This is a genomic window from Streptomyces xanthii (genome assembly GCF_014621695.1).
GTDB lineage: Bacteria > Actinomycetota > Actinomycetes > Streptomycetales > Streptomycetaceae > Streptomyces > Streptomyces xanthii.
In genome coordinates this window covers 2,780,644-2,802,134 of sequence record NZ_CP061281.1, presented here as the reverse complement: position 1 = coordinate 2,802,134, position 21,491 = coordinate 2,780,644, and the positions used below count along the sequence as shown (strand labels likewise).

19 protein-coding genes are annotated in these 21,491 nt (G+C 71.5%); 8 read left to right on the top strand and 11 right to left on the bottom strand.

The window, feature by feature from the left end:
- Positions 1 to 29: 29 nt before the first annotated feature.
- Entirely contained in the window at positions 30 to 1,091 is a 1,062-nt protein-coding gene (locus tag IAG42_RS12550; RefSeq protein WP_188337109.1) for an Lrp/AsnC family transcriptional regulator, read from the top strand.
- A 206-nt stretch (positions 1,092 to 1,297) separates the two neighbouring features.
- Here IAG42_RS12550 and IAG42_RS12545 read toward each other — a convergent pair whose 3' ends face one another.
- The 4 genes from IAG42_RS12545 to IAG42_RS12530 all read right to left on the bottom strand — a co-directional run bounded on the left by IAG42_RS12545 (position 1,298) and on the right by IAG42_RS12530 (position 6,403).
- Positions 1,298 to 3,352, bottom strand: a complete 2,055-nt coding sequence (locus tag IAG42_RS12545) for an ATP-binding SpoIIE family protein phosphatase (protein WP_188337108.1) — start codon at positions 3,350 to 3,352, stop codon at positions 1,298 to 1,300.
- Between the two features lie 37 nt (positions 3,353 to 3,389).
- A complete protein-coding gene (locus IAG42_RS12540) occupies positions 3,390 to 4,112 on the bottom strand; it encodes a class I SAM-dependent DNA methyltransferase (protein ID WP_188337107.1) in 723 nt (240 codons plus the stop codon).
- Between the two features lie 126 nt (positions 4,113 to 4,238).
- Entirely contained in the window at positions 4,239 to 4,910 is a 672-nt protein-coding gene (gene fomD, locus IAG42_RS12535) for a cytidylyl-2-hydroxypropylphosphonate hydrolase (protein ID WP_188337106.1), read from the bottom strand.
- A 95-nt stretch (positions 4,911 to 5,005) separates the two neighbouring features.
- Entirely contained in the window at positions 5,006 to 6,403 is a 1,398-nt protein-coding gene (locus tag IAG42_RS12530) for a class II fumarate hydratase (protein ID WP_188337105.1), read from the bottom strand.
- Positions 6,404 to 6,541: 138 nt separating this feature from the next.
- Between IAG42_RS12530 and IAG42_RS12525 the strand changes: the two genes are divergently transcribed.
- Positions 6,542 to 8,068, top strand: a complete 1,527-nt coding sequence (locus IAG42_RS12525; protein ID WP_188337104.1) for a ricin-type beta-trefoil lectin domain protein — start codon at positions 6,542 to 6,544, stop codon at positions 8,066 to 8,068.
- Positions 8,069 to 8,147: 79 nt separating this feature from the next.
- Here the strand turns inward: IAG42_RS12525 and IAG42_RS12520 are convergent, their stop codons facing one another.
- Complete coding sequence (locus IAG42_RS12520) at positions 8,148 to 9,815, bottom strand: fumarate hydratase (RefSeq protein ID WP_188337103.1); 1,668 nt, start codon at positions 9,813 to 9,815, stop codon at positions 8,148 to 8,150.
- A 154-nt stretch (positions 9,816 to 9,969) separates the two neighbouring features.
- Here IAG42_RS12520 and IAG42_RS12515 point away from each other — a divergent pair, with 154 nt between their 5' ends.
- Both IAG42_RS12515 and IAG42_RS12510 read left to right on the top strand, forming a co-directional pair.
- Complete coding sequence (locus IAG42_RS12515; RefSeq protein ID WP_188337102.1) at positions 9,970 to 10,665, top strand: DUF1707 SHOCT-like domain-containing protein; 696 nt, start codon at positions 9,970 to 9,972, stop codon at positions 10,663 to 10,665.
- 162 nt (positions 10,666 to 10,827) lie between these two features.
- Positions 10,828 to 11,196: a WhiB family transcriptional regulator gene (locus IAG42_RS12510; protein WP_188337101.1), complete on the top strand. Its 369-nt coding sequence runs from the start codon at positions 10,828 to 10,830 to the stop codon at positions 11,194 to 11,196.
- A gap of 102 nt (positions 11,197 to 11,298) precedes the next feature.
- On the opposite strand, the gene glpX is transcribed toward IAG42_RS12510, so the two are convergent.
- Positions 11,299 to 12,333: a class II fructose-bisphosphatase gene (gene glpX, locus IAG42_RS12505; RefSeq protein WP_188337100.1), complete on the bottom strand. Its 1,035-nt coding sequence runs from the start codon at positions 12,331 to 12,333 to the stop codon at positions 11,299 to 11,301.
- Between the two features lie 213 nt (positions 12,334 to 12,546).
- Between glpX and IAG42_RS12500 the strand changes: the two genes are divergently transcribed.
- Positions 12,547 to 13,083 (top strand): DUF4245 domain-containing protein, encoded by a 537-nt coding sequence (locus IAG42_RS12500; protein WP_188337099.1) that lies wholly within the window; start codon positions 12,547 to 12,549, stop codon positions 13,081 to 13,083.
- A gap of 108 nt (positions 13,084 to 13,191) precedes the next feature.
- On the opposite strand, the gene IAG42_RS12495 is transcribed toward IAG42_RS12500, so the two are convergent.
- The 4 genes from IAG42_RS12495 to IAG42_RS12480 all read right to left on the bottom strand — a co-directional run bounded on the left by IAG42_RS12495 (position 13,192) and on the right by IAG42_RS12480 (position 17,319).
- The gene (locus IAG42_RS12495; protein ID WP_188337098.1) at positions 13,192 to 13,782 is read right to left on the bottom strand and encodes a malonic semialdehyde reductase; all 591 of its coding nucleotides are present in this window, start codon (positions 13,780 to 13,782) and stop codon (positions 13,192 to 13,194) included.
- A gap of 189 nt (positions 13,783 to 13,971) precedes the next feature.
- A complete protein-coding gene (locus IAG42_RS12490) occupies positions 13,972 to 14,214 on the bottom strand; it encodes an exodeoxyribonuclease VII small subunit (protein ID WP_188337097.1) in 243 nt (80 codons plus the stop codon).
- Positions 14,215 to 14,228: 14 nt separating this feature from the next.
- Entirely contained in the window at positions 14,229 to 15,485 is a 1,257-nt protein-coding gene (gene xseA / locus IAG42_RS12485; RefSeq protein ID WP_188337096.1) for an exodeoxyribonuclease VII large subunit, read from the bottom strand.
- A 445-nt stretch (positions 15,486 to 15,930) separates the two neighbouring features.
- Positions 15,931 to 17,319 carry an APC family permease gene (locus IAG42_RS12480; protein ID WP_188337095.1) on the bottom strand — a complete coding sequence of 463 codons (1,389 nt, stop codon included), beginning with the start codon at positions 17,317 to 17,319 and terminating at the stop codon, positions 15,931 to 15,933.
- Between the two features lie 127 nt (positions 17,320 to 17,446).
- Here IAG42_RS12480 and IAG42_RS12475 point away from each other — a divergent pair, with 127 nt between their 5' ends.
- Together IAG42_RS12475 and ppgK are read left to right on the top strand one after the other, a co-directional pair.
- Entirely contained in the window at positions 17,447 to 18,454 is a 1,008-nt protein-coding gene (locus IAG42_RS12475; RefSeq protein WP_188337094.1) for a 4-hydroxy-3-methylbut-2-enyl diphosphate reductase, read from the top strand.
- A 38-nt stretch (positions 18,455 to 18,492) separates the two neighbouring features.
- Positions 18,493 to 19,242: a polyphosphate--glucose phosphotransferase gene (ppgK, locus tag IAG42_RS12470; protein WP_188341334.1), complete on the top strand. Its 750-nt coding sequence runs from the start codon at positions 18,493 to 18,495 to the stop codon at positions 19,240 to 19,242.
- Between the two features lie 8 nt (positions 19,243 to 19,250).
- Here ppgK and IAG42_RS12465 read toward each other — a convergent pair whose 3' ends face one another.
- The gene (locus IAG42_RS12465; protein ID WP_188337093.1) at positions 19,251 to 19,928 is read right to left on the bottom strand and encodes a DUF6542 domain-containing protein; all 678 of its coding nucleotides are present in this window, start codon (positions 19,926 to 19,928) and stop codon (positions 19,251 to 19,253) included.
- Between the two features lie 186 nt (positions 19,929 to 20,114).
- On the opposite strand from IAG42_RS12465, the gene ychF reads away from it, so the two are divergent.
- Positions 20,115 to 21,203 carry a redox-regulated ATPase YchF gene (ychF, locus tag IAG42_RS12460; protein WP_188337092.1) on the top strand — a complete coding sequence of 363 codons (1,089 nt, stop codon included), beginning with the start codon at positions 20,115 to 20,117 and terminating at the stop codon, positions 21,201 to 21,203.
- Positions 21,204 to 21,491: the final 288 nt, after the last annotated feature.

Below are 21,491 nucleotides of genomic sequence, written 5' to 3'. Positions count from 1 at the left end.
TCCGGCCGCCGCGCGAAAGGGGCCCGAGAATGCAGGAAACCGGCAGCCTGCCGCACGCCTCGCAGGAATCCGCCACCCCTGCGGTCGCCTTCGAGGAGGCCGACCTCGCCCTGATCGACGCCCTCCAGACCGACCCGCGCGCCCCCTGGTCCCGCGTCGGCCCCGCCGTCGGCATCGACGCCACCACCGCCGCCCGCCGCTGGGCCCGCCTCGAACGTGAGGGCCTCGCCTGGGTCACCGCCTACGCCGGACCGGCCACCACCACCGTCGCCTACGTCGAGGTCACCTGCCGCCCCCGCCGCGTCGAGGAGCTCGCGGCCCGGCTCGTCGCCCTGCCCTGGGTGTTCAGCGCCGAACTCGTCGTCGGCGACTACGACCTCTTCCTGTCCGTCGCCGCCCCCGACCTGCCCGCGCTCGGCCGCCGCGTCACCGAGGACATCGGCCGGCTGCCCGGCGTGCGCGGCACCCGGACCCGGCTGAGCATGCGGCTCTACCAGGAGGGCAGCAACTGGAAGGTGCGCGCCCTGGAACCGGCGGGCCGCGCCCGGCTCACCGCGCACGGCGCCGCCGGTGCGATGACCGGCTCCACGACGCCCTGCGCGTTCCTGCCCCGCGACGACGTCGACCTGAAACTGCTGCTCGCCCTCGGCGCGAACGGACGCGCGGGGTACGCCGAACTCGCCGAGCGGGTCGGGATCAGCGAGTCCACGGTGCGGCGGCGGCTCGCCCGCGAGCTGCGGGACCGGGAGATCCTGCTGCGCTGCGATCTGGCCCAGCAGCTCGCCGGGTGGCCCGCGCTCGCCACGTACCGGGCGCGGGTGCCGCACGGGGAGCTGGACTCGACCGGGGCCGCGCTCGCCCGGCTCCCGCAGATGCGGCTCTGCACGTCCGTCACCGGGTCCTGCAACCTGCTCTTCTCCGTCTGGCTGCGGGACCTCGACGGGATGGCGGGGCTGGAGTCCCTGCTCGACGACCGCTTCCCGCGCCTGCGCATCGAGGACCGCACGGTCACGCTGCGCACGGCCAAGCGCATGGGCCGCCTCCTGGACGACCATGGCCGGGCCCGGGGCTATGTCCCGGTGGGCTTGTGACCGCAGCCGAGTGCGGGTGCGTGGGGGCTGGTCGCGCAGTTCCCCGCGCCCCTGAAATGCAGACCCTTCGGGTCGCATTTCCCCGAGAAAGGTGCGGGGTGCCTTTCATCTGGGGAAGGCGCGGCGAAGCCGCATGCCTTCCAGGGGCGCGGGGAACTGCGCGACCAGCCACGACGAGACCGGCACCTGGCGACCCCGCGACGAAGCTACGGCGCTGAACCCGCCGCCCCCGGCAAGGAGAGCTCGAACCACACCACCTTGCCCGTCGACAACCGAGTCGCCCCCCAGCGCCGCGCCAGCCGATTGACGAGATACAGACCCCGCCCACCCTCGTCCGTGGCCCGAGCCTGCCGCAGCCGCGGCAACTGCGGCACGTCATCGCCCACCTCGCACCGCAGCACATCGGTCCGCAACAACCGCAGCGTCACCGGCCGCGAGGCGTACCGCACCGCGTTCGTCACGACCTCGCTCACCAACAGCTCGACGGAGTCGGTGAGTTCCTCCAGACCCCAGCGGGCCAGCGCCGAGCGCGCGAGCCGCCGCGCCCGCGACGGCGCCGCGTCCTCCGGCTCCAGGAACCAGTACGCGACATCGCTGGGCGCGATCCCGTCGAACCGCGCCGCGAGCAGCGCGATGTCGTCGTCCCGGTCGCCCGGGCCGAGCATGTCGAGGACCTCGTCGCACAGCGCCTCCAGCGGCGGCGGATGGTCCGGCCCCGTCAACTGCGCGGTCGCCGCGAGCCGTTCACGCAGCTGCTCTATGCCCGTCCAGACGTCCCGCAGCCGTGATTCGACGAGCCCGTCCGTGTACAGGAGCAGCGTCGCCCCGGCCGGCGCGTCCAGCTCGACGGCCTCGAAGTCGACCCCGCCGACCCCGATGGGCGCGCCCGGCGGCACCCGCAGCACCTCGGCCCGCCCGCCCAGGTGCAGCAGCACCGGCGGCGGATGGCCCGCGTTGGCGATCGTGATGCGGTGCGAGACCGGGTCGTAGACCGCGTACATGCAGGTCGCCATGCGGTCCGTGCCGAGCCGCTGCGCCTGCTCGTCGAGGTGGTGGAGCACCTCCTGCGGCGGCAGGTCGAGGCCGGCCAGCGTCTGCGCCGTCGTCCGCAGCTGGCCCATGATCGCCGCCGAGGTCATGGAGTGTCCCATGACGTCGCCGACGACCAGCGCGACCCGGCTGCCCGGCAGCGGGATCGCGTCGTACCAGTCGCCGCCGACCCGCGCCGTCTCCGCCGCCGGCAGATACCGCGAGGCCAGCCGCACGCCCGTGGGCCGCGGCAGCGTCTCGGGCAGCATCGTGCGCTGCAGCTCGTCCGCGATGTACGCCTCGCGCCCGTACAGGACCGCCTTGTCGATGCCCAGCGCGCTGTGCGTCGCCAGCTGGCCCGCGACGAGGAGGTCGTCCGCGTCGAACGGGATCCGGTCCGGGCGGCGCAGGAACACGGCGGCACCGATCACCCGGCGCCGCCCCCGCAGCGGTGCCAGGATCGCCCGGCGGCCGGTCGGCAACGACCGGCAGTCGCCGAGCAGTTCGGGCAGCGCGGCGATCGCCGCGGGGGAGTCCGCGAACACCGGTCGCACCCCGCGCAGCACCTCCGCGAGCGCGCCACCGGTGCGGACCTCGCACAACTCCGCGCTGCCCGCCGCCAGTTCGGGCTGCGGCAGCGCGGCCGGAAGGGTACCGCTCCCACTGTCCGAGTCCGTGTCGGTGTCGTCCGCGTCCGGGATCCGGTCGGTGCGGCGCAGCCGCAGCACCATCGGGCCCGTGGGCCGCTCGTCGCCGACGGGCAGCGGCTCGCGCAGGTACACGAGGATCGCGTCGGAGAACGTCGGCACGGTCGCCCGGCACAGCCCCATCACGATCTCGTCGAGGTCGATGCCGCGGGCGATCCGCCGGGTCGCGGCCCCCACGAACCGCAGCCGGTCCCCGTCCCGGCGCATCGCCACCGGCTGGCCCGCCGGGCGCGGCTGGCCGGAGCGGCGCTCGCCGCCGTCCGGCGGCCCGGCCGGACGCACCGGCTCCGGGGAGGGGGTACGGGGCTGCGAGTGCTCGGCGTCCGCGGCGGCCGAGGAGGAGGCCGCGGCGGAGGAGGCCGCGGTGGACGGCGCGGCGGCCCGGCGCGGCTGCTCCGGTAAGCCGCCGGGGGCCGCGGACGCCTGCGGGGCATGCCGCAGCGCCCCGCGGGGGTCGGCCGGGCGGGCCGCCTGGCCGCGGGGGCCGTCGTGCGAGCCTGGGTAAGAGGCTGAGTGCTCCGTCACGCGTGTCGAATCCGTCCGTCCGGGGCTGCGCGCCGTGCTACTCGCCGGTGCGCCGGCAGTCGATGAACAGCTGGTGCTCGGGTGGGGCGTCGGTGCTCGCGGGAGCGTACGCGTACGTCTCCTCGCCGGTGATCTCGAAGCCCGCTTCGCGCACGGTCCGGTGCAGCTCGTCCCGCAGGTACCCGGAAACCCGGATCGTGGAACCCAGGAACGGGATCTCCGTGTCGTCCAGGTCCGCCTCGACCATGGACAGCGCGAGCCGCCCCCCGGGCCGCAGCAGCGAGCGCAGCAGCCGCAGGGCGCCCGGGATCTCCGCGCGAGGCAGCATCAGCAGGGTGAAGAAACAGGTGACCGCGTCGAACCGCCCGAGCCCGTCCGGCCCGTCGGCGGCCAGCGTCGTCAGGTCGGCCTGGCGGAACTCGGCCTCCGGCACGTGCTTGCGGGCCAGCTCCAGCATGCCCGCCGACAGGTCGACGCCGACCACCGGATGCCCCGCGTCCACGAGCTGCCGGGCCGTGGGCACCCCGGTGCCGCAGCCCACGTCGAGCACCCGGGCGCCGGGCGCGAGCGCGGCCAGGAGCCGCTCCACCGAGGCCAGTTGGCCGTCCTTGTGCGGGAACGCCTCGTCGTAGCGCGCCCCGATCGCGTCGAAGGCCGCGGCTTGGTCCGACCGGTCGGCCGCGCCGCCCGCCCCGGACCCCTCGTACGCTCCACTGCTCTGACTCACGGTCCCGCCGCCCCTCGATGACCTCGTCGACATCGTGTCAGACCTGCCGCACACGCGAAGAGTTGCGGCCGGTGATGCTTCCTCCGCCACTTCCCGCGCTGCGCCGCGCTGTTGCGGAGGACGATCCTACGTTTACTGCCTGGGGGCGCATCAAGGGTCTCATGAGGACACGTGCGCGGGCGTACGGTCCCAGTCGCCCGGCAGGGCCGGAACCGGCCACGCGGGATCGGGCCGCCAGTCCGGCCAGCCGTCCGGGAACGGATGGCCCCACGCCTCGATCACCCGGACCGCGCGGCGCCCCGCCTCCCGTACGGAGGCGGCCTGCGCCGCGTTCATCAGTCCGACCTCGCGGGCCCGCGCGAACTCGTCCTCGTCGTGCCAGCGCCAGCTGCGGTCCGGGTACACCGACAGGTCCAGGTAGTGGTCCTCGGAGTCGACCCCGCCCGACCAGCGGGTCCGGGGCTGCTCCAGGTTCACGTACCAGTTGCGGAAGGACCAGCCGCGCTCCCAGAACAGCCACACCGACCAGGGCTCGCCGGGCCGGGCCAGCTTGAGCACGCCCGTGCCCAGCCAGCGGTCGCGCAGCAGCGTGCGCGGCTTCGTGTAGCGGGTGGCCAGCGGCTCGCGGTGCAGCGGGGTGCCGTCGGCGAGCACGGGCTTGACGCACTCGGTGCCGGGCGCCAGCCACACCGCGAGCAGATCGGCCGAATCCTCGACGACCGTGACCGGACGGCAGATGTGGAACCCGTCGCCCCCGTTGGCGCGATAGCGCCACAGGATCTGCTCACCGGGCGCCCAGCGCCCTCCACCTGTCCGGTCGTTGTCGTTCATGGCCAGATGTTAGGGGCTCAGGCCATTACGCGCTGCGGTGCGCATCACGATCGAGTCACCGCGTCACGCCGCCGGGCTCCCCGCGAGGCACACGGTCAGGGGCGGGTCATGCGCAGGACGTCGAGGGCCTCGTCGAGCTGCTCGACCGTCAGGTCCCCGCGCTCCACGTAGCCGCCCTCCAGGACCACCTCGCGGATCGTCCGCCGCTCTGCGAGGGACTTCTTGGCGACCTTGGCGGCCTCCTCGTAGCCGATGTACTTGTTCAGCGGCGTGACCACGGACGGCGAGGACTCGGCGTACTCGCGGGCCCGTTCGCGGTCGGCGGTGATGCCGTCGACCGTGCGGTCGGCGAGGAGACGGGAGACGTTCGCGAGGAGGCGGATCGACTCCAGGACGTTCTTGGCGATGACCGGCAGCATCACGTTCAGCTCGAAGTTGCCGGCGGCGCCCGCCGTGGCGACCGTCGCGTCGTTGCCGATCACCTGCGCGGCGACCATCAGGGTCGCCTCGGGAATGACCGGATTCACCTTCCCCGGCATGATCGAGGAGCCCGGCTGGAGGTCGGGGAGCTGGATCTCGGCCAGGCCCGTGCGCGGCCCGGACGCGGCCCAGCGCAGGTCGTTGGAGATCTTCGTGAGGCCGATCGCGATGGTGCGCAGCTGTCCGCTGGTCTCGACGATGCCGTCGCGCGCGCCCTGCGCCTCGAAGTGGTCGCGGGCCTCGGTGAGGGGGAGCCCGGTGGTGCGGGCGACCTCGGCGATGACGGCGGCGGAGAACCCGGGCGGCGTGTTGATCCCGGTGCCCACGGCGGTGCCGCCCAGGGGGAGTTCGGCCAGGCGGGGGAGCGAGGCGCGCAGCCGCTCCACGCCGAAGCGGATCTGCGCCGCGTAGCCGCCGAACTCCTGGCCGAGGGTCACCGGCGTGGCGTCCATCAGGTGGGTGCGGCCCGCCTTGACGACGTCGGCGAACTCGGCGGCCTTGCGCTCCAGGGCCGCGGAGAGGTGGTGGAGCGCCGGGATCAGGTCGTGGGTGACGGCGGCGGTCGCCGCGATGTGGATGGAGGAGGGGAACACGTCGTTCGACGACTGCGAGGCGTTGACGTGGTCGTTGGGGTGGACGTCGCGGCCCAGGCGCTCGGTGGCGAGGGTGGCCAGGACCTCGTTCGTGTTCATGTTGGAGGAGGTGCCCGAGCCGGTCTGGAAGACGTCGACGGGGAACTGGTCGTCCCAGCGGCCCTCGACCACCTCGGCGGCGGCGTCCACGATGGCCTGCGCCACGTCCTTGTCGAGCACCCCGAGCTCCGCGTTGACCTTCGCCGCGGCGGCCTTGATCCGGGCGAGCGCCTCGATGTGGGCGCGCTCCAGGCGCTGCCCCGAGACGGGGAAGTTCTCCACGGCGCGCTGGGTCTGGGCCCGCCACTTGGCGTCGGCCGGCACCCGCACCTCGCCCATGGAGTCGTGCTCGATCCGGTACCCGCTGTCGTCGTTCGTCATCGCCACAAACCCTCCGAAACACCGGCGAAACCCGCCGTGCAGCTCTCTAAAAGTTGAGCAGTTGTCTTGTTCTGGCTATTCCCATGGCGCCTACCCACCAGTAAATACCTCGGGTAACACCGAAGCCGGGGAGGCGTCATGCAACGCATCAGACCCAGAATCCGCTGTACGGCCGCCGCTGTCGCGGTGGCGGCGGCCGTGCTCGGGCTCGCGGCCCCCACCGCGGGCGCGGCACCGGACGCGACCGCCACAGCCACCGCGAGCACACCGCTCCCGCCCGAACTCGAGCAGGTCCGCGCCGCCGAGGCCACCAAGCTCTACGGGGACCCGGCCGAACGGCCGCTCGCCGACCGCAAGACCTCGCTCGTCTCGCTCGGCGACAGCGAGATCTCCGGCGAGGGCATCGGCACCTACGAATCGCCCACCAACGGCCCCGACAACTGGTGCCACCGTTCGGCGGACTCCGCCATCCACAAGACCACCATCCCGGCGGACGTCACCTACAACGTCTCCTGCTCCGGCGCCTACACCGGGAACATCCGCATCGGCGGCAGCAAGCAGTACGCCGACGAGCTCGTCCAGAGCGACAACCTCGCCGTCAAGGCCCGCAACACCAAGGTCAAGATGGTGCTGCTCGTCGCCGGCGCCAACGACGACCTCCAGTTCGGCCCCGTCATGACCGACTGCGTCCAGCGCTACCTGCTCTCCCAGGGCCCCTGCGAGTCCAAGTACGCGGCCGGCTGGCAGTCCCGCGTCGACGCCCTCGTGCCCAAGGTCGAGCAGACCGTGCGCGACCTGCGCACCACCATGCGCGACGCGGGCTACGCCGACGGCGACTACAAGCTCGTCGTCATGGGCTACCCGAGCCCGATCGGCCCCGACTTCCACGACAACCCCAGCTTCCCCGGCAAGCTCGCCTGCGGCGGCCTCGGCTACGACTCCGACACCAAGTGGGGCCGCAACGTCGCCGTCCCCGCCTTCGAGCGCGGCATGCGGAAGATCGCCCAGGACACCGGCGCCACCTACCTCGACAACTCGCGGCTCTTCCAGGGCCACGAGGTCTGCATGGAGGACACCTGGGCCCGCGGCGCGTTCATCGACCTCTCCAAGCCCGGCACCCCGGACGAGAACTCGCTGCGCCAGTCCTTCCACCCCAACGCCCGCGGCCACCTGGCCTTCGCCTCCTGCCTCACCCAGCTCTACAACTCCGGGCTGAAGGAGGCCAGTTGCGCGGACGTCAACTCGGCCGGCAAGCCCACCCTGTTCCCGCTCGCCTGGGACGACGTCTACAAGCCGCTCAAGAACGCCGCCACCGGCAACTGCATGGACGTCGACAGCTCCGTCAGCTCCAACGGCACCCGCGTCCTCGGCTGGGACTGCGCCGGCACCCGTAACCAGACCTGGTGGTACGACTCGGCCCGCCAGACCGTCATCACCGGCCTCACCCAGGACCGCTGCCTGGACACCGGCGACGACACCTACTCGGCCGGCGCCGGAATGATCGTCTGGAACTGCCACGGCGGCCAGCACCAGAAGTTCGTGCGCAACGGCGACACCCTGCGCCCCGCCGCCGCGACCGGCATGTGCCTGACCCAGTCCGCCGCCAAGTCGCAGATCCGCCTGCAGAAGTGCGACGGCTCGGCTAGCCAGCGGTTCACCGCCTGACCCCACCCCCCACCGCACAGGCGGACGGCCCCGCTCACCGAGAGGTGACCGGGGCCGTCCGTGTCCTGCGCGCGGGGCCCTACAGGCCGGGGCCGCGCACCGGGATGTGCGTGAACGTCGGCTCCGGCGCCGGGTCCTTGAAGAAGTCGTTGCCCTTGTCGTCCACGACGATGAACGCCGGGAAGTCCTCGACCTCGATCTTCCAGACGGCCTCCATGCCGTCCTCCTCGTTGTCCAGGACCTCGATCTTCTTGATGCAGTCCTGGGCGAGACGGGCCGCCGGGCCGCCGATGGAGCCGAGGTAGAAGCCGCCGTGCGTGCCGCACGCGTCGGTGACCTGCTGCGAGCGGTTGCCCTTGGCGAGCATCACCATCGAACCGCCCGCCGCCTGGAACTGCTCCACGTAGGAGTCCATCCGGCCGGCCGTCGTCGGGCCGAAGGAACCGGAGGCGTACCCCTCGGGCGTCTTCGCCGGGCCCGCGTAGTACACCGGGTGGTCCTTCATGTACTGCGGCATGTCCTCGCCGGCGTCGAGCCGCGCCTTGATCCTGGCGTGCGCGATGTCGCGGGCCACGACCAGCGAACCGCTCAGCGACAGGCGGGTCTTGACCGGGTACTTGGTCAGCTCCGCGCGGATCGCGTCCATCGGCTGGTTCAGGTCGATCTTCACCACGTCGGAGGCCTCGTCGAGGTGCTCGTCCGTGGTCTCCGGCAGGAAGCGCGCCGGGTCCGTCTCCAGCTGCTCCAGGAAGACGCCCTCGGCGGTGATCTTCGCGACGGCCTGGCGGTCCGCCGAGCAGGACACGGCGATCGCGACCGGGCAGGACGCGCCGTGCCGCGGCAGCCGCACCACGCGCACGTCGTGGCAGAAGTACTTGCCGCCGAACTGCGCGCCGATGCCGATCTTCTGCGTGAGCTCGAAGACCTTCTCCTCCAGCTCCTTGTCCCGGAAGCCGTGACCCAGCGCCGAGCCCTCGGCCGGGATCTCGTCCAGGTAGTGCGCCGAGGCGTACTTGGCGGTCTTCAGGGCGTACTCGGCGGACGTGCCGCCCACCACGATCGCCAGGTGGTACGGCGGGCACGCGGCCGTACCGAGCGAACGGATCTTCTCCTCCAGGAACTTCATCATGGAGGACTCGTTCAGGACGGCCTTCGTCTCCTGGTACAGGAACGACTTGTTGGCCGAGCCGCCGCCCTTCGCCATGAAGAGGAACTTGTAGGCGCCGCCGTCGGTCGCGTACAGCTCGATCTGCGCGGGGAGGTTGGAGCCGGTGTTCTTCTCCTCCCACATGGTCAGCGGGGCCATCTGGGAGTAGCGCAGGTTCAGGTTCTGGTAGGCGTCGTAGATGCCCTTGGAGAGGGACTTCTCGTCCTCGCCCTCGGTCAGCACGTTCTGGCCGCGCTTGCCCATGACGATCGCCGTGCCGGTGTCCTGGCACATCGGGAGCACGCCGGCCGCCGCGATGTTCGCGTTCTTCAGCAGGTCGAGCGCCACGAACTTGTCGTTGGCGGAGGCCTCCGGGTCGTCCACGATGCGGCGCAGCTGCGCCAGGTGGGCCGGGCGCAGGTAGTGCTGGATGTCGTGGATCGCCTCTTCGGCGAGCTTGCGCAGCGCCTCGGGCTCGACCTTCAGGAACGTACGGCCGTCCGGCCCCTCTGCGGTGGAGACGCCCTCCGCGGTGACCAGGCGGTACGGGGTGGTGTCCTCGCCCTGGGGGAGCAGATCGGTGTACGCGAACTCAGGCATCTCGCCCATTCCTCACTTGACAGACAGCAGCTGGCATCCGTTGGCAGCGCCAACCAGCGTAGAACCTGACAGCGCGGGCGAGTCTGTGAGGTAAGGCTCAGTCGGCCGCGCGGGCCCCTAGTCGCGATCTATCGCGTCTGTGTAATCTGCTGTCGTGGACCTTCACAAGCGCCCCCAAGAGAGCGCCCCCGCGGCGGACCCGGCCGAGCTGCGTGCCTCCGACGCCGACCGGGACCGGATCGCGGACATCCTGCGCGAGGCGCTCGCCGAGGGCCGGCTCGACGCCGACGAGCACGCCGAGCGCATCGACGGGGTCTACCGGGCCAAGACGGTCGGCGACCTGGAGCCGCTCGTACGCGACCTGCCCGGCGACCACACGCCCCGCCCCGGAGCGACCCGCCCGGCGCCCGGCGCGATGCCGCCCGGCGTGGCCCCGGCCGTGCCGAGCGACAACCTGGTGGCGGTGTTCAGCGCGGCCGGCCGCAAGGGCCGCTGGCGCGTGGGGCAGCGCACGCACGCGTACGCGGTGTTCGGGAACATCGAGATCGACCTCAGCGAGGCGATCTTCGAGCACCGCCGGATCTACATCAAGGCGGTCTCCGTCTTCGGCAACGTGGAGATCCGCGTCCCCGAGAACGTGACCCTCCACGGCAGCGGCGGCGGTGTCCTCGGCAACTTCGAGGTGGACACGCTGGACGCGACGGACCCGGACGCGCCGGTCGTGCACGTCGACGGCGTCGCGGTCCTCGGCAACATCGAGGCGAAGCCCAAGCGTGGCAAGATCATCAAGGATCTGCACAAGTACGTCGGCCGCAGCGTCGCCAAGCAGCTGCGCAAGCACCTCGACTGACGCCCAGGAAGGGCGACGGCCCTAACTCCCTTGCGCGCGCGGGAACTTCCGCGCGGCGGAACTCGGTGCAACTCAGTGCATAGGCGCCGACACAGCGGGTAGAGCTTGCTGCATCGTCTCCCGCTCGCGCAAGCCGTCGTAAGCCGTCGTCAGGAGTAGACCGTGCTGCATCCGCCGCGCCAGTCCCTGCAGGTAGCCGCCGTTCCGCGCCAGCGGGTGCCAGTCAGGGACCGCGACCAGGACGAGCCGTGGCACACCGAGGCGGTGTGCCGGCGGGACGAGGCGGGCCTGTTCTTCGCACCCTCCAAGGAACCCACCGCGGCCCGTCTGTCCCGCGAGGACGCCGCCAAGCGGGTCTGCGCCCGCTGCCCCGTGATGGTCGAGTGCCGCGAGCACGCCCTGCTCCAGCCGGAACCGTACGGGGTGTGGGGCGGCCTCACCGCGGCGGAGCGCCGGGTCGTGCTCGCCCGGCGCAGGCGCCGCGAGGTGGAGCTGAAGAACGCGTCACGGGCCGTGGCGGCCGCCGGCTAGGCGGCCGGGCCTCGCACACGCACAGACGCCGGAGGGCGCCCCGTACGGCACGGGGCGCCCTCCGGCGTCTGTTCAGCCTGCTGTCTGCTCGGCCCGCTCCGCCTACTTGGCGCGGTCGAAGTCGATCGCGCTGTACGCGCGCAGCTTGCGCAGCCGGTGCGTGGAGTCGATCTGGCGGATCGTGCCCGACTTCGAACGCATCACGAGCGAGGAGGTCGTGGCCGTCTCCGAGCCGTAGCGCACGCCGCGCAGCAGCTCGCCGTCGGTGATGCCGGTCGCGACGAAGAACACGTTCTCGCCCGAGACCAGGTCGTTCGTCGACAGGACGCGGTCCAGGTCGTGCCCGGCGTCCAGCGCCTTCTGCCGCTCCGCGTCGTCCTTGGGCCACAGCTTGCCCTGGATGACACCGCCCAGGCACTTGATCGCGCACGCCGAGATGATGCCCTCGGGGGTGCCGCCGATGCCGAGCAGCATGTCCACGCCGGTGTCCTCGCGGACGGCGAGGATCGAGCCGGCGACGTCGCCGTCCGAGATGAGCTTGATACGGGCGCCGGTCTCCCGGATCTCCTTGATGATGCCCTCGTGGCGCGGCCGGTCGAGGATGACCACCGTGACGTCCTCGGGGGCCTTGTTCTTCGCCTTGGCGACCCGGCGGATGTTCACCGACGCCGGGGCGTTGATGTCCACGTAGTCGGCGGCCTCGGGGCCGGTCACCAGCTTGTCCATGTAGAACACGGCCGACGGGTCGAACATGGTGCCGCGGTCGGCGGCGGCCAGCACGGCGATCGCGTTCGGCATGCCCTTCGCGCAGAGCGTCGTACCGTCGATCGGGTCCACGGCGATGTCGCACTCGGCGCCGGTGCCGTCACCGACCCGCTCGCCGTTGAACAGCATCGGGGCCTCGTCCTTCTCGCCCTCACCGATGACGACGACGCCGTTCATCGACACGGTCGAGACGAGGGTCCGCATGGCGCGCACGGCCGCGCCGTCCGCCCCGTTCTTGTCACCACGGCCCACCCAGCGGCCCGCGGCCATGGCCGCGGCCTCGGTGACCCGGACGAGCTCCAGGGCGAGGTTGCGGTCGGGGGCCTCGGAGGGGACCTCGAGTTCGGACGGAAGCTGGTGATGCTCGGTCATCGAGACGCACCTTTCTGTTCCGGCGTTTTTGGCGTTCACCGGGATACGACGACGGCCGGATGAGGGTTGATGGGCCTGACTCTATCGCCAGTCCGACAATCTGAGCAGACCGCCCCACGGATGAGCGGATCCGTTCATGTCAGAATGCGCCGTTCCGTACTCCCGCCGGACCTCCTGACAGAGATCGTTCGGCGACCTGCGACGATGGGGCACGTGGCAGGAAGAAATGGCAAGAAGACGGTCGGCAGCCTGGTCCTCTCGCTCGGCGTCTGCGTCGTCGCGGCCGGCACCGCCTATGTGTTCATCCCGCACGACGACTCCAAGGAGCCGCCGGTCAAGCGCGTGGACTACCAGGTGGAGCTGCTGACGGCCCGCCGCGCGGCCTCGTACCCGGTCGCCGCGCCCACCGGCCTCACCAAGGAGTGGAAGGCCACCTCGGTGCGCTACGACGGCGCGGCCAACGAGGCCTGGCATCTCGGCTTCCTCGACCCGAAGGGCCAGTACGTGGCCGTCGAGCAGTCGACCGACAAGCCGTCCCGGTTCATCGACGACGCCAGCCAGGGCGCCGAGGAGACCTCGCGCACCCAGCGGATCGGCGACGAGACCTGGCAGCACTACAAGGGCGCGAAGTACGACGCCCTGGTTCTGAAGAGCAAGGGCTCGACCACGGTCGTCACCGGCACCGCCGGCTTCGGGCAGCTGACGAAGATGGCCGAATCGCTCGAGATGAAGCAGGACAAGAGCGCCTGACCCTCTGCTGCTCGTGAGCTGTTCATGGGCGGCTCGTGCGCTGCCCGAACGCGCGAAAGGCGCCCCCGGAGTGTTCCGGGGGCGCCTTTCACGTGGTGCGGGTCGGGCTCAGACCGTGGTGATGACCTGGTCGAACTCGAGGCGCGGGGAGCGCGGGAACCAGGCGTCCTCGCCCGGCTTGCCGATGTTGATCACCATCAGCGGGGTGTGGTCGTCGTCCAGGAACTCCTTCTGGACGCCGGCGAAGTCCAGGCCGGTCATCGGGCCCGCGGCCAGACCGGCGGCACGCACGCCGATGATGAAGTACGCGGCCTGCAGCGCGGCGTTCAGCGCGGCGGAACCCTCACGGACCGGGCGCTCCGAGAAGAAGGCGTCCTTGGCGGCCGGGAAGTGCGGGAAGAGCTGCGGGAGCTCCTCGTGGAACTCGTTGTCCGCGGAGAGGATCGCGACCAGCGGGGCGGCGGCGGTCTTCGGCTGGTTGCCCTCGGCCATGTGCTGCACCAGGCGCTCGCGGGCCTCGGGGGAGCGGACCAGCGTGACGCGCAGCGGCGACTGGTTGAACGCGGTCGGACCGTACTTGACGAGGTCGTAGATCGCCTGGACCTGCTCGTCGGTCACCGGCTCGTCGGTGAACGTGTTCGCGGTGCGGGCCTCGCGGAAGAGGAGGTCCTGGGCGGCGGCGTCAAGAACGAGAGACATGATCAACCTTCTGGTGCGACGAGGGTGGTTGCGGCGATCCCGGTTCCGGATCACCCGATGCACACCACAGTACGGCGATGAGGTTCAACTTTCAACAAAACTGGGTGTGGCGCTGTTCACACCCCTGCGCCGCAGGTCACGGGCATCCCCTGGACCTGCCGCCGGTCACTTCTCGGTCCGTCTCTCCGGTCACTCCCCGGACCGGTCCGCCCCCTCCTCGGCCGCCTCCTCCTCGGCGAGCGCCGCGTCGAGCCGGGCCCGCGCCCCGTCCAGCCAGCGCCGGCACACCTTCGCCAGCTCCTCGCCCCGCTCCCACAGCGCGAGCGACTCCTCCAGGGACGTGCCGCCCGCCTCCAGACGCCGTACGACGTCGATCAGTTCGTCCCGCGCCTGCTCGTAGCCGAGCGCCTCGTCGGCCGCCTTCGTCGTCATGCTGATGTCCGTCCTCACGCTTCGTTCTCGATGGGGTCGTCGTTGCCGGGGACCGGCCCGGCGTGCTCGGTGACGCGCACGGTGAACTCGCCCTCGGCGACCCGGGCCCGCAGCTCGTCGCCGGGCGCCGCCTCCGCCGGAGCCCGTACCACGTGCCCGTCCGGCCGCTGCAGCACCGCGTACCCGCGCTTCAGCGTCGCCGCCGGGGACAGCGCGACCACGCGCGCGTGCGTGTGCGTCAGCTCCGACTCCGCCCGGTCCAGCAGATGGCCGAGCGTACGGCGGGCCCGCTCGGTCAGCGCCGAGACCTGCTCCTCCCGCTCGTCGACCATCCGGTGCGGATCCTCCATGACCGGGCGGCCCAGCGCGGACGCCAGCCCCCGCTCCTCCCGGTCCAGATACGCCTCCACGCAGCGCCGCGCCCGGTCCCGCAGCCAGCGCACCCGCTCGTACTCCTCGCCGACGTCCGGCACGACCTTCTTCGCCGCGTCCGTCGGCGTCGAGGCCCGCAGGTCCGCCACCAGGTCGAGCAGCGGGCTGTCCGGTTCGTGACCGATCGCCGACACCACCGGCGTACGGCAGTCCGCCACCGCCCGCACCAGCTGCTCGTCCGAGAACGGCAGCAGGTCTTCCACGCTGCCGCCGCCGCGCGCCACGACGATCACGTCCACGGCGTCCATGGCGTCCAGCTCCTTGACCGCCTGCACCACCTGCGGCACCGCGTGCACGCCCTGCACCGGCACGTTGCGCACCTCGAAGCGGACGGCGGGCCAGCGGTGCCGCGCGTTCTCCAGCACGTCGCGCTCCGCCGCCGAGGCGCGGCCGCAGACCAGGCCGATCAGCTGCGGCAGGAACGGCAGCGGCTTCTTGCGGTCCGCCGCGAACAGGCCCTCCGCGGCCAGCGACTTCTTCAGCTGCTCCAGGCGGGCCAGCAGCTCGCCCACGCCGACCGGGCGGATCTCCGCCGCCCGCAGCGACAGCTGGCCGCGCGGCGCGTACCACTCCGGCTTCGCGTGCAGGACGACCCGCGAGCCCTCCCGGACCACGTCCGCCACCGCGTCGAACACCTGGCGGTAGCAGGTGACGGACACGGAGATGTCGTGCGACGGATCGCGCAGCGTCAGGAACACGACGCCGGCGCCGGGTCTGCGGGACAGCTGGGTGATCTGGCCCTCCACCCAGATCGCGCCGAGCCGGTCGATCCACCCGCCGATGAGCCGGGAGACCTGGCCCACGGGGAGCGGGGCGTCGGGGGTGGTGTGGGCAGCCATGCGCCGAGCGTAATCGCCTCCGCTGACAACGGGGGCACGCGTGGGCCCGGGCCCGCTTCTGCGCCGTAGCTCCGCCTCTTCGTCGCGGGGTGACGCGTGCGCTGTGGCTGGTCGCGCCCACGGGTACGTGTGGGTTCGGGCCCGCTTCTGCGCCGTAGCTCCGCTTCTTCGTCGCGGGGTGACGCGTGCGTTGTGGCTGGTCGCGCAGTTCCCTGCGCCCCTGAAGGCGTGCGCTGCGCGCAGCCTTCCCGGCTCCTTGCCGCGGCGCGGTGGTCGTGGCTGGTCGTGCCCACGCGGCGGAGCCGCACATGGGTACAGTCCCGCGCCCCTGAAGGCGTGCGCTGCGCGCAGCCTTCCCCAATCAAGCCCCTCCGGCGATTGAGGAGCGGGGGCCGGGGGCGGAGCCCCGGGGGTGCCTCAGGTGCAGGGGGCGCGGAGGGCGGCCTCAGTTTTGGTCCGGCTCCATGATGCCGCGGCGGGACTGGACGCCGAGTACGACAAGGCCCACCGCCAACCAGACCGCTCCGACCACCTGCGCCGTCCCCGACGCCTCCACGATGACCGCCACCGTGATCCCCGCCCCGATCACCGGGATCAGCAGATGCCGCCACCAGCTCACCCCGTCCCCCCGGTGCCGTACGACGAAGTACCCCACCACGCTCGCGTGCAGCAGCGTGAAAGCGGTCAGGGCGCCGATGTCGACCACCGAGACCAGGTGGTCGAGGCCGTCGTCGCGCCGCGCCGCCCACCCCGCCGCCGCCAGCGTGATCACCGCCGCCACCAGGATCGCGAACCGCGGCACCCCCGACTCCGTCCGCGAGAGGAACCGCGGCAGCCGCCGGTCCCGCGCCATCGCGAACAGCAGCCGCCCCGCCGCCGCCTGCCCCGCCAGCGCCGCGAACGCCGCCCCGATCGCCTTGCTCACCGCCACCAGATCGTGCAGCCAGCCCCCGACGGACGCGTCGACCGCGTCGTAGAACGCCGACCCCTGCTTCGCCGGCTCCGCCGCCAGCTGCGCCGAGGTCGTCGGTTCGAGGAGCGCCACCAGGTACGTCTGCGCCACGAACAGCACACCCGTGAACGCCAGACAGAACAGCACCGCCCGCGCCACCTTCGCCGAGCCCCCCGTCACCTCCTCCGCGAACGTCGCGATCGCGTCGAAGCCCAGATACGACAGGACCGCCACCGACACCGCCCCGATCACCGCCGACAGCGCGAACGCCCCCTGCGACCCGTCACCCGTCAGCGGCGACAGCCAGTCCCGCTGCGTCCCGTCCCGCGCCAGCACCACGATCGCCGACACCACGAACACCAGCAGCACCACGATCTCCATGGCCAGCACCAGGAACCCGACCCGCGCCGCCGCCCGCACCCCCCACAGGTTCAGCAGCGTCGTGATCACCACCGCGAGCGCCGTCCACACCCACCGCGACACCGACGGCACCAGCGCGTTCATCGCGATCCCCGAGAACAGGTACGCCACCGCCGGGATCAGCACGTAGTCGAGCATCGCCATCCACCCCGCGATGAACCCGGGCCCGCGCCCGAGCCCCACGCGCGCGTAGGCGAACACCGAGCCCGCCTGCGGGACCACCCGCACCATCTGCGCGTAGCTGAACGCCGTGAACGCCATCGCGACCGTCGCCACCACGTACACCAGCGCCACCGCGCCGTGCGACTTCGCGTCCAGGGTGCCGAAGACGCCGACGGGCGCCATCGGGGCGATGAACAGCAGCCCGTACACGACGAGATCCCGGAAGCCGAGATCGCGGCGCAGCCTGCCGTCCGGCACGTCGGGGGCCTCGGGGACGCCGGGCCCTGCTGATGCGGACATCGTGCCTCCGTGGAACGAACGGGATCGAACGCCGACGAAACCGGGACGAAGCACGCCGAACGCGCATCGCGCCGACATCAGTCTTCCCCAGACGGGCGATCTTTGGCCTGCTGTGCTCGGCCTTACGATGGGGGGCATGACTGCTACGACTGGCCCCCGCCGCGTCCTGCTCGCCGCCCCCCGGGGCTACTGCGCCGGTGTGGACCGTGCCGTGATCGCCGTCGAGAAGGCCCTGGAGCAGTACGGGGCCCCGATCTACGTCCGCCACGAGATCGTGCACAACAAGTACGTGGTGCAGACGCTGGAGCGGAAGGGCGCCATCTTCGTCGAGCAGACGGACGAGGTCCCCGAGGGCGCCATCGTCATGTTCTCCGCGCACGGCGTCGCCCCGACCGTCCACGAAGAGGCCGCCCGCGGCAAGCTCGCCACCATCGACGCGACCTGCCCGCTCGTCACCAAGGTCCACAAGGAAGCGATCCGCTACGCCAACGAGGACTTCGACATCCTCCTCATCGGCCACGAGGGCCACGAGGAGGTCATCGGCACCTCCGGCGAGGCCCCCGACCACATCACCCTCGTCGACGGCCCCGCCGACGTCGAGAAGGTCGAGGTCCGCGACCCGGACAAGGTCGTGTGGCTCTCCCAGACCACGCTCTCCGTCGACGAGACGATGGAGACCGTCGACGCCCTGAAGACCAAGTTCCCGGGCCTCGTCTCCCCGCCGAGCGACGACATCTGCTACGCCACGCAGAACCGCCAGCTCGCCGTGAAGCAGATGGGCGCCGACTCCGAGCTGGTCATCGTCGTCGGCTCGCGCAACTCCTCGAACTCGAAGCGGCTCGTCGAGGTCGCCAAGCTGGCCGGCGCGCAGGACGCGTACCTGGTCGACTTCGCGAGCGAGATCGAGGAGGCCTGGCTGGAGGGCGTCACCACGGTCGGCGTCACCTCCGGCGCCTCCGTGCCCGACGTCCTCGTCGAAGAGGTCCTGGAGTGGCTCTCCCAGCGGGGCTACGCGGACGTGGAGATCGTCAAGGCGGCCGAGGAGTCCATCACCTTCTCGCTGCCCAAGGAGCTCCGCCGCGACCTGCGGGCCGAGGCCGCCGCCCTCGTGGAAGGCGCCTCCGCCGAGAAGTGACCTCGCGCGCCGCGTCGTAGCGTGGTCCCATGCATCCCATGCAGATCTTCGGCGTGGACATCGGCGGATCGGGCATCAAAGGCGCACCGGTCGACCTGGAGCAGGGCGAACTCGCGACGGAACGGTTCAAGGTGCTGACCCCGCACCCGGCCACGCCCGACGGCGTGGCCGACGGGGTCCGGCAGGTCGTCGAGCACTTCGACGGCCCCTGCGACCGGGTCGGCATCACCTTCCCGGGCGTCGTCACCGGCGGCGCCACCGTCCGCACCGCGGCCAACGTCGACAAGAGCTGGATCGACGTCGACGCCCGCGCCCTGCTCAGCGAGAAGCTCGGCGGCCTCCCCGTCACGATCCTGAACGACGCGGACGCGGCGGGCGTCGCCGAGATGCAGTTCGGCGCGGGCCGCGGCCGCAAGGGCACCGTCCTCCTGCTCACCTTCGGCACCGGCATCGGCAGCGCCCTCTTCGTCGACGGCACCCTCGTCCCGAACACCGAGCTCGGCCACCTGGAGCTGAACGGCCACGACGCCGAGAAGCACGCCTCCACCAAGGCCAAGGAGGATCACGACCTGAGCTGGGAGCACTGGGCCAGGCGCGTCCAGAAGTACCTCGCGCACGTCGAGATGCTGTTCTCGCCCGAGCTGTTCATCATCGGCGGCGGCGTCAGCCGCAAGGCCCACAAGTTCCTGCCGCTCATCAAGCACATCAAGGCCGAGATCGTCCCGGCGGAACTGCAGAACAACGCGGGGATCGTGGGCGCGGCCATGACCGCGTCCCGGGCGGCCTGAGGCCGGACTCAGGCGGTGCGGCGCCGGGGCTTGGGCGCCTGCGCCTTCGCCTGGCCCGGCTGCGAGGGGCGCCGCCCCGCCGCGGCGGCCGCCCGGCGCTGCGCCTCCCGGTGCGCGTTCAGCCGCGCCCGGCGCACCAGCACGACGACGCCGGCGACGAGCGTGCCCGCGTAGAGCCACCCGGCGTTCAGCGCGAGCGTCGTCACGACGCCCATCACCTGCGCCCCGAACCCGTTCCCGCCCTGCGCGATCGGCACGACCCCGACGGCGAACGCGATCGGTACGGCGATGGGGCCCGCCACCAGATCGGCCTTCCGCACCCACCCCGCGGTGAGCCCGCTGACCAGCAGGAACGTCACGCCATAGAAGGCCTTCGAGCTGCCGAACAGCAGCGAGTCCAGCAACCCGAGCACCAGCATCGTGCCCACGCAGAACAGACCGCTGCCCAGGCCGGTGAGCCGCGGGTTCGGGAACCGGCGCAGGGCCGTCAGGACCGGCGGCACCGGCCTCGCACGGCCCGCCCCCGCCCGGTAGACGGTGGCCGACTCCGGAGCCGGACCGGCCGGACCCGCCTGGCGGCCGGGGCCCGCGGGCCGCGCGCCACCGCGTCCGGCCCGCGCCTGCGGCGGCAGCGGGGTCGTCCGGCGGGGCCGGGATTGCGGGGTACGCGTCCTGGGTTGCTCCACAGGCCCAACATAGGTCGGCTTATGTGCGGAATACGCCATAGGACACGCGCTTTGGCCGACCTTGACCGTCACTGGTCGCCTGTTCGACGCATCACCGGGCGGTGCGCCGCCAGGCCGTAGACTGGTGGATCGCCCAGCCAAAACATCCAAGGCCATCAGCGCCCACCACGTACGGGAAGTCGCAACGTGTCGCTCACGATCGGAATCGTCGGTCTGCCGAATGTCGGCAAGTCGACCCTGTTCAACGCCCTGACCAAGAACGACGTGCTCGCGGCCAACTACCCGTTCGCCACGATCGAGCCGAACGTCGGCGTGGTCGGCGTCCCGGACGCCCGCCTGACCCAGCTCGCGGAGATCTTCGGCTCGCAGAAGATCCTCCCGGCCACGGTCGACTTCGTCGACATCGCCGGCATCGTGCGCGGCGCCTCCGAGGGCGAGGGCCTGGGCAACAAGTTCCTGGCGAACATCCGCGAGTCGGACGCCATCTGCCAGGTCATCCGCGCCTTCAAGGACGAGAACGTCGTGCACGTCGACGGCAAGGTCTCGCCCAAGGACGACATCGAGACGATCAACACGGAGCTGATCCTCGCGGACCTCCAGACGATCGAGAAGGTCCTCCCGCGCCTCCAGAAGGAGTCGCGCATCAAGAAGGACGTCGTCCCGAAGGTCGCGGCCGTCGAGGCGGCCAAGGAGATCCTGGAGAAGGGCGACACCCTCTTCTCCGCGGGCATCGTCCAGGGCTCGGGCAACGAGGAGCTCCTGCACGACCTCCACCTCCTCACCACCAAGCCCTTCCTCTACGTCTTCAACGTCGACGAGGACGAGCTGACCGACGACGCGTTCAAGGACGAGCAGCGCGCGCTGGTCGCCCCGGCCGAGGCGATCTTCCTCAACGCCAAGCTGGAGGCGGACCTCGCCGAGCTCGACGAGGAGGACGCCATGGAGCTCCTCCAGTCCGTCGGCGCCGAGGAGCCCGGCCTCGCCACCCTCGCCCGCGTCGGCTTCGACACCCTCGGCCTCCAGACCTACCTGACGGCCGGCCCCAAGGAATCCCGCGCCTGGACCATCAAGAAGGGCGCCACGGCCCCCGAGGCGGCCGGAGTCATCCACACGGACTTCCAGAAGGGCTTCATCAAGGCCGAGGTCATCTCCTTCGCCGACCTCCTCGAAACGGGCTCGGTGGCCGACGCCCGCGCGGCCGGCAAGGCCCGCATGGAGGGCAAGGAGTATGTGATGCAGGACGGCGACGTGGTGGAGTTCCGCTTCAACGTGTAGCCGCATTTCCACCACGTCGCCATTGTTAAAAGCGCAGGTCAAGAGGGTCTGACTCTTTCGAGTCGGCCCTCTGTCCTGTTCCCGTGCTGGGATGGTGCTGGGATGACACTGAAGAATCTGACGCGTTGTCATCGCACATTTGAGTTGCTTTGGCGTCGCTTCCTTGGAGCGGATTCGCAGTGCGTACGCGTTCACAGTGGCTGGCGGCGGACGCTGTGCCGCGGACACCTGCAACGGCGGCGCCTGCGACGCTGCGGCCCCCTGCATGGTTCAGGCACCTTTCCGGTG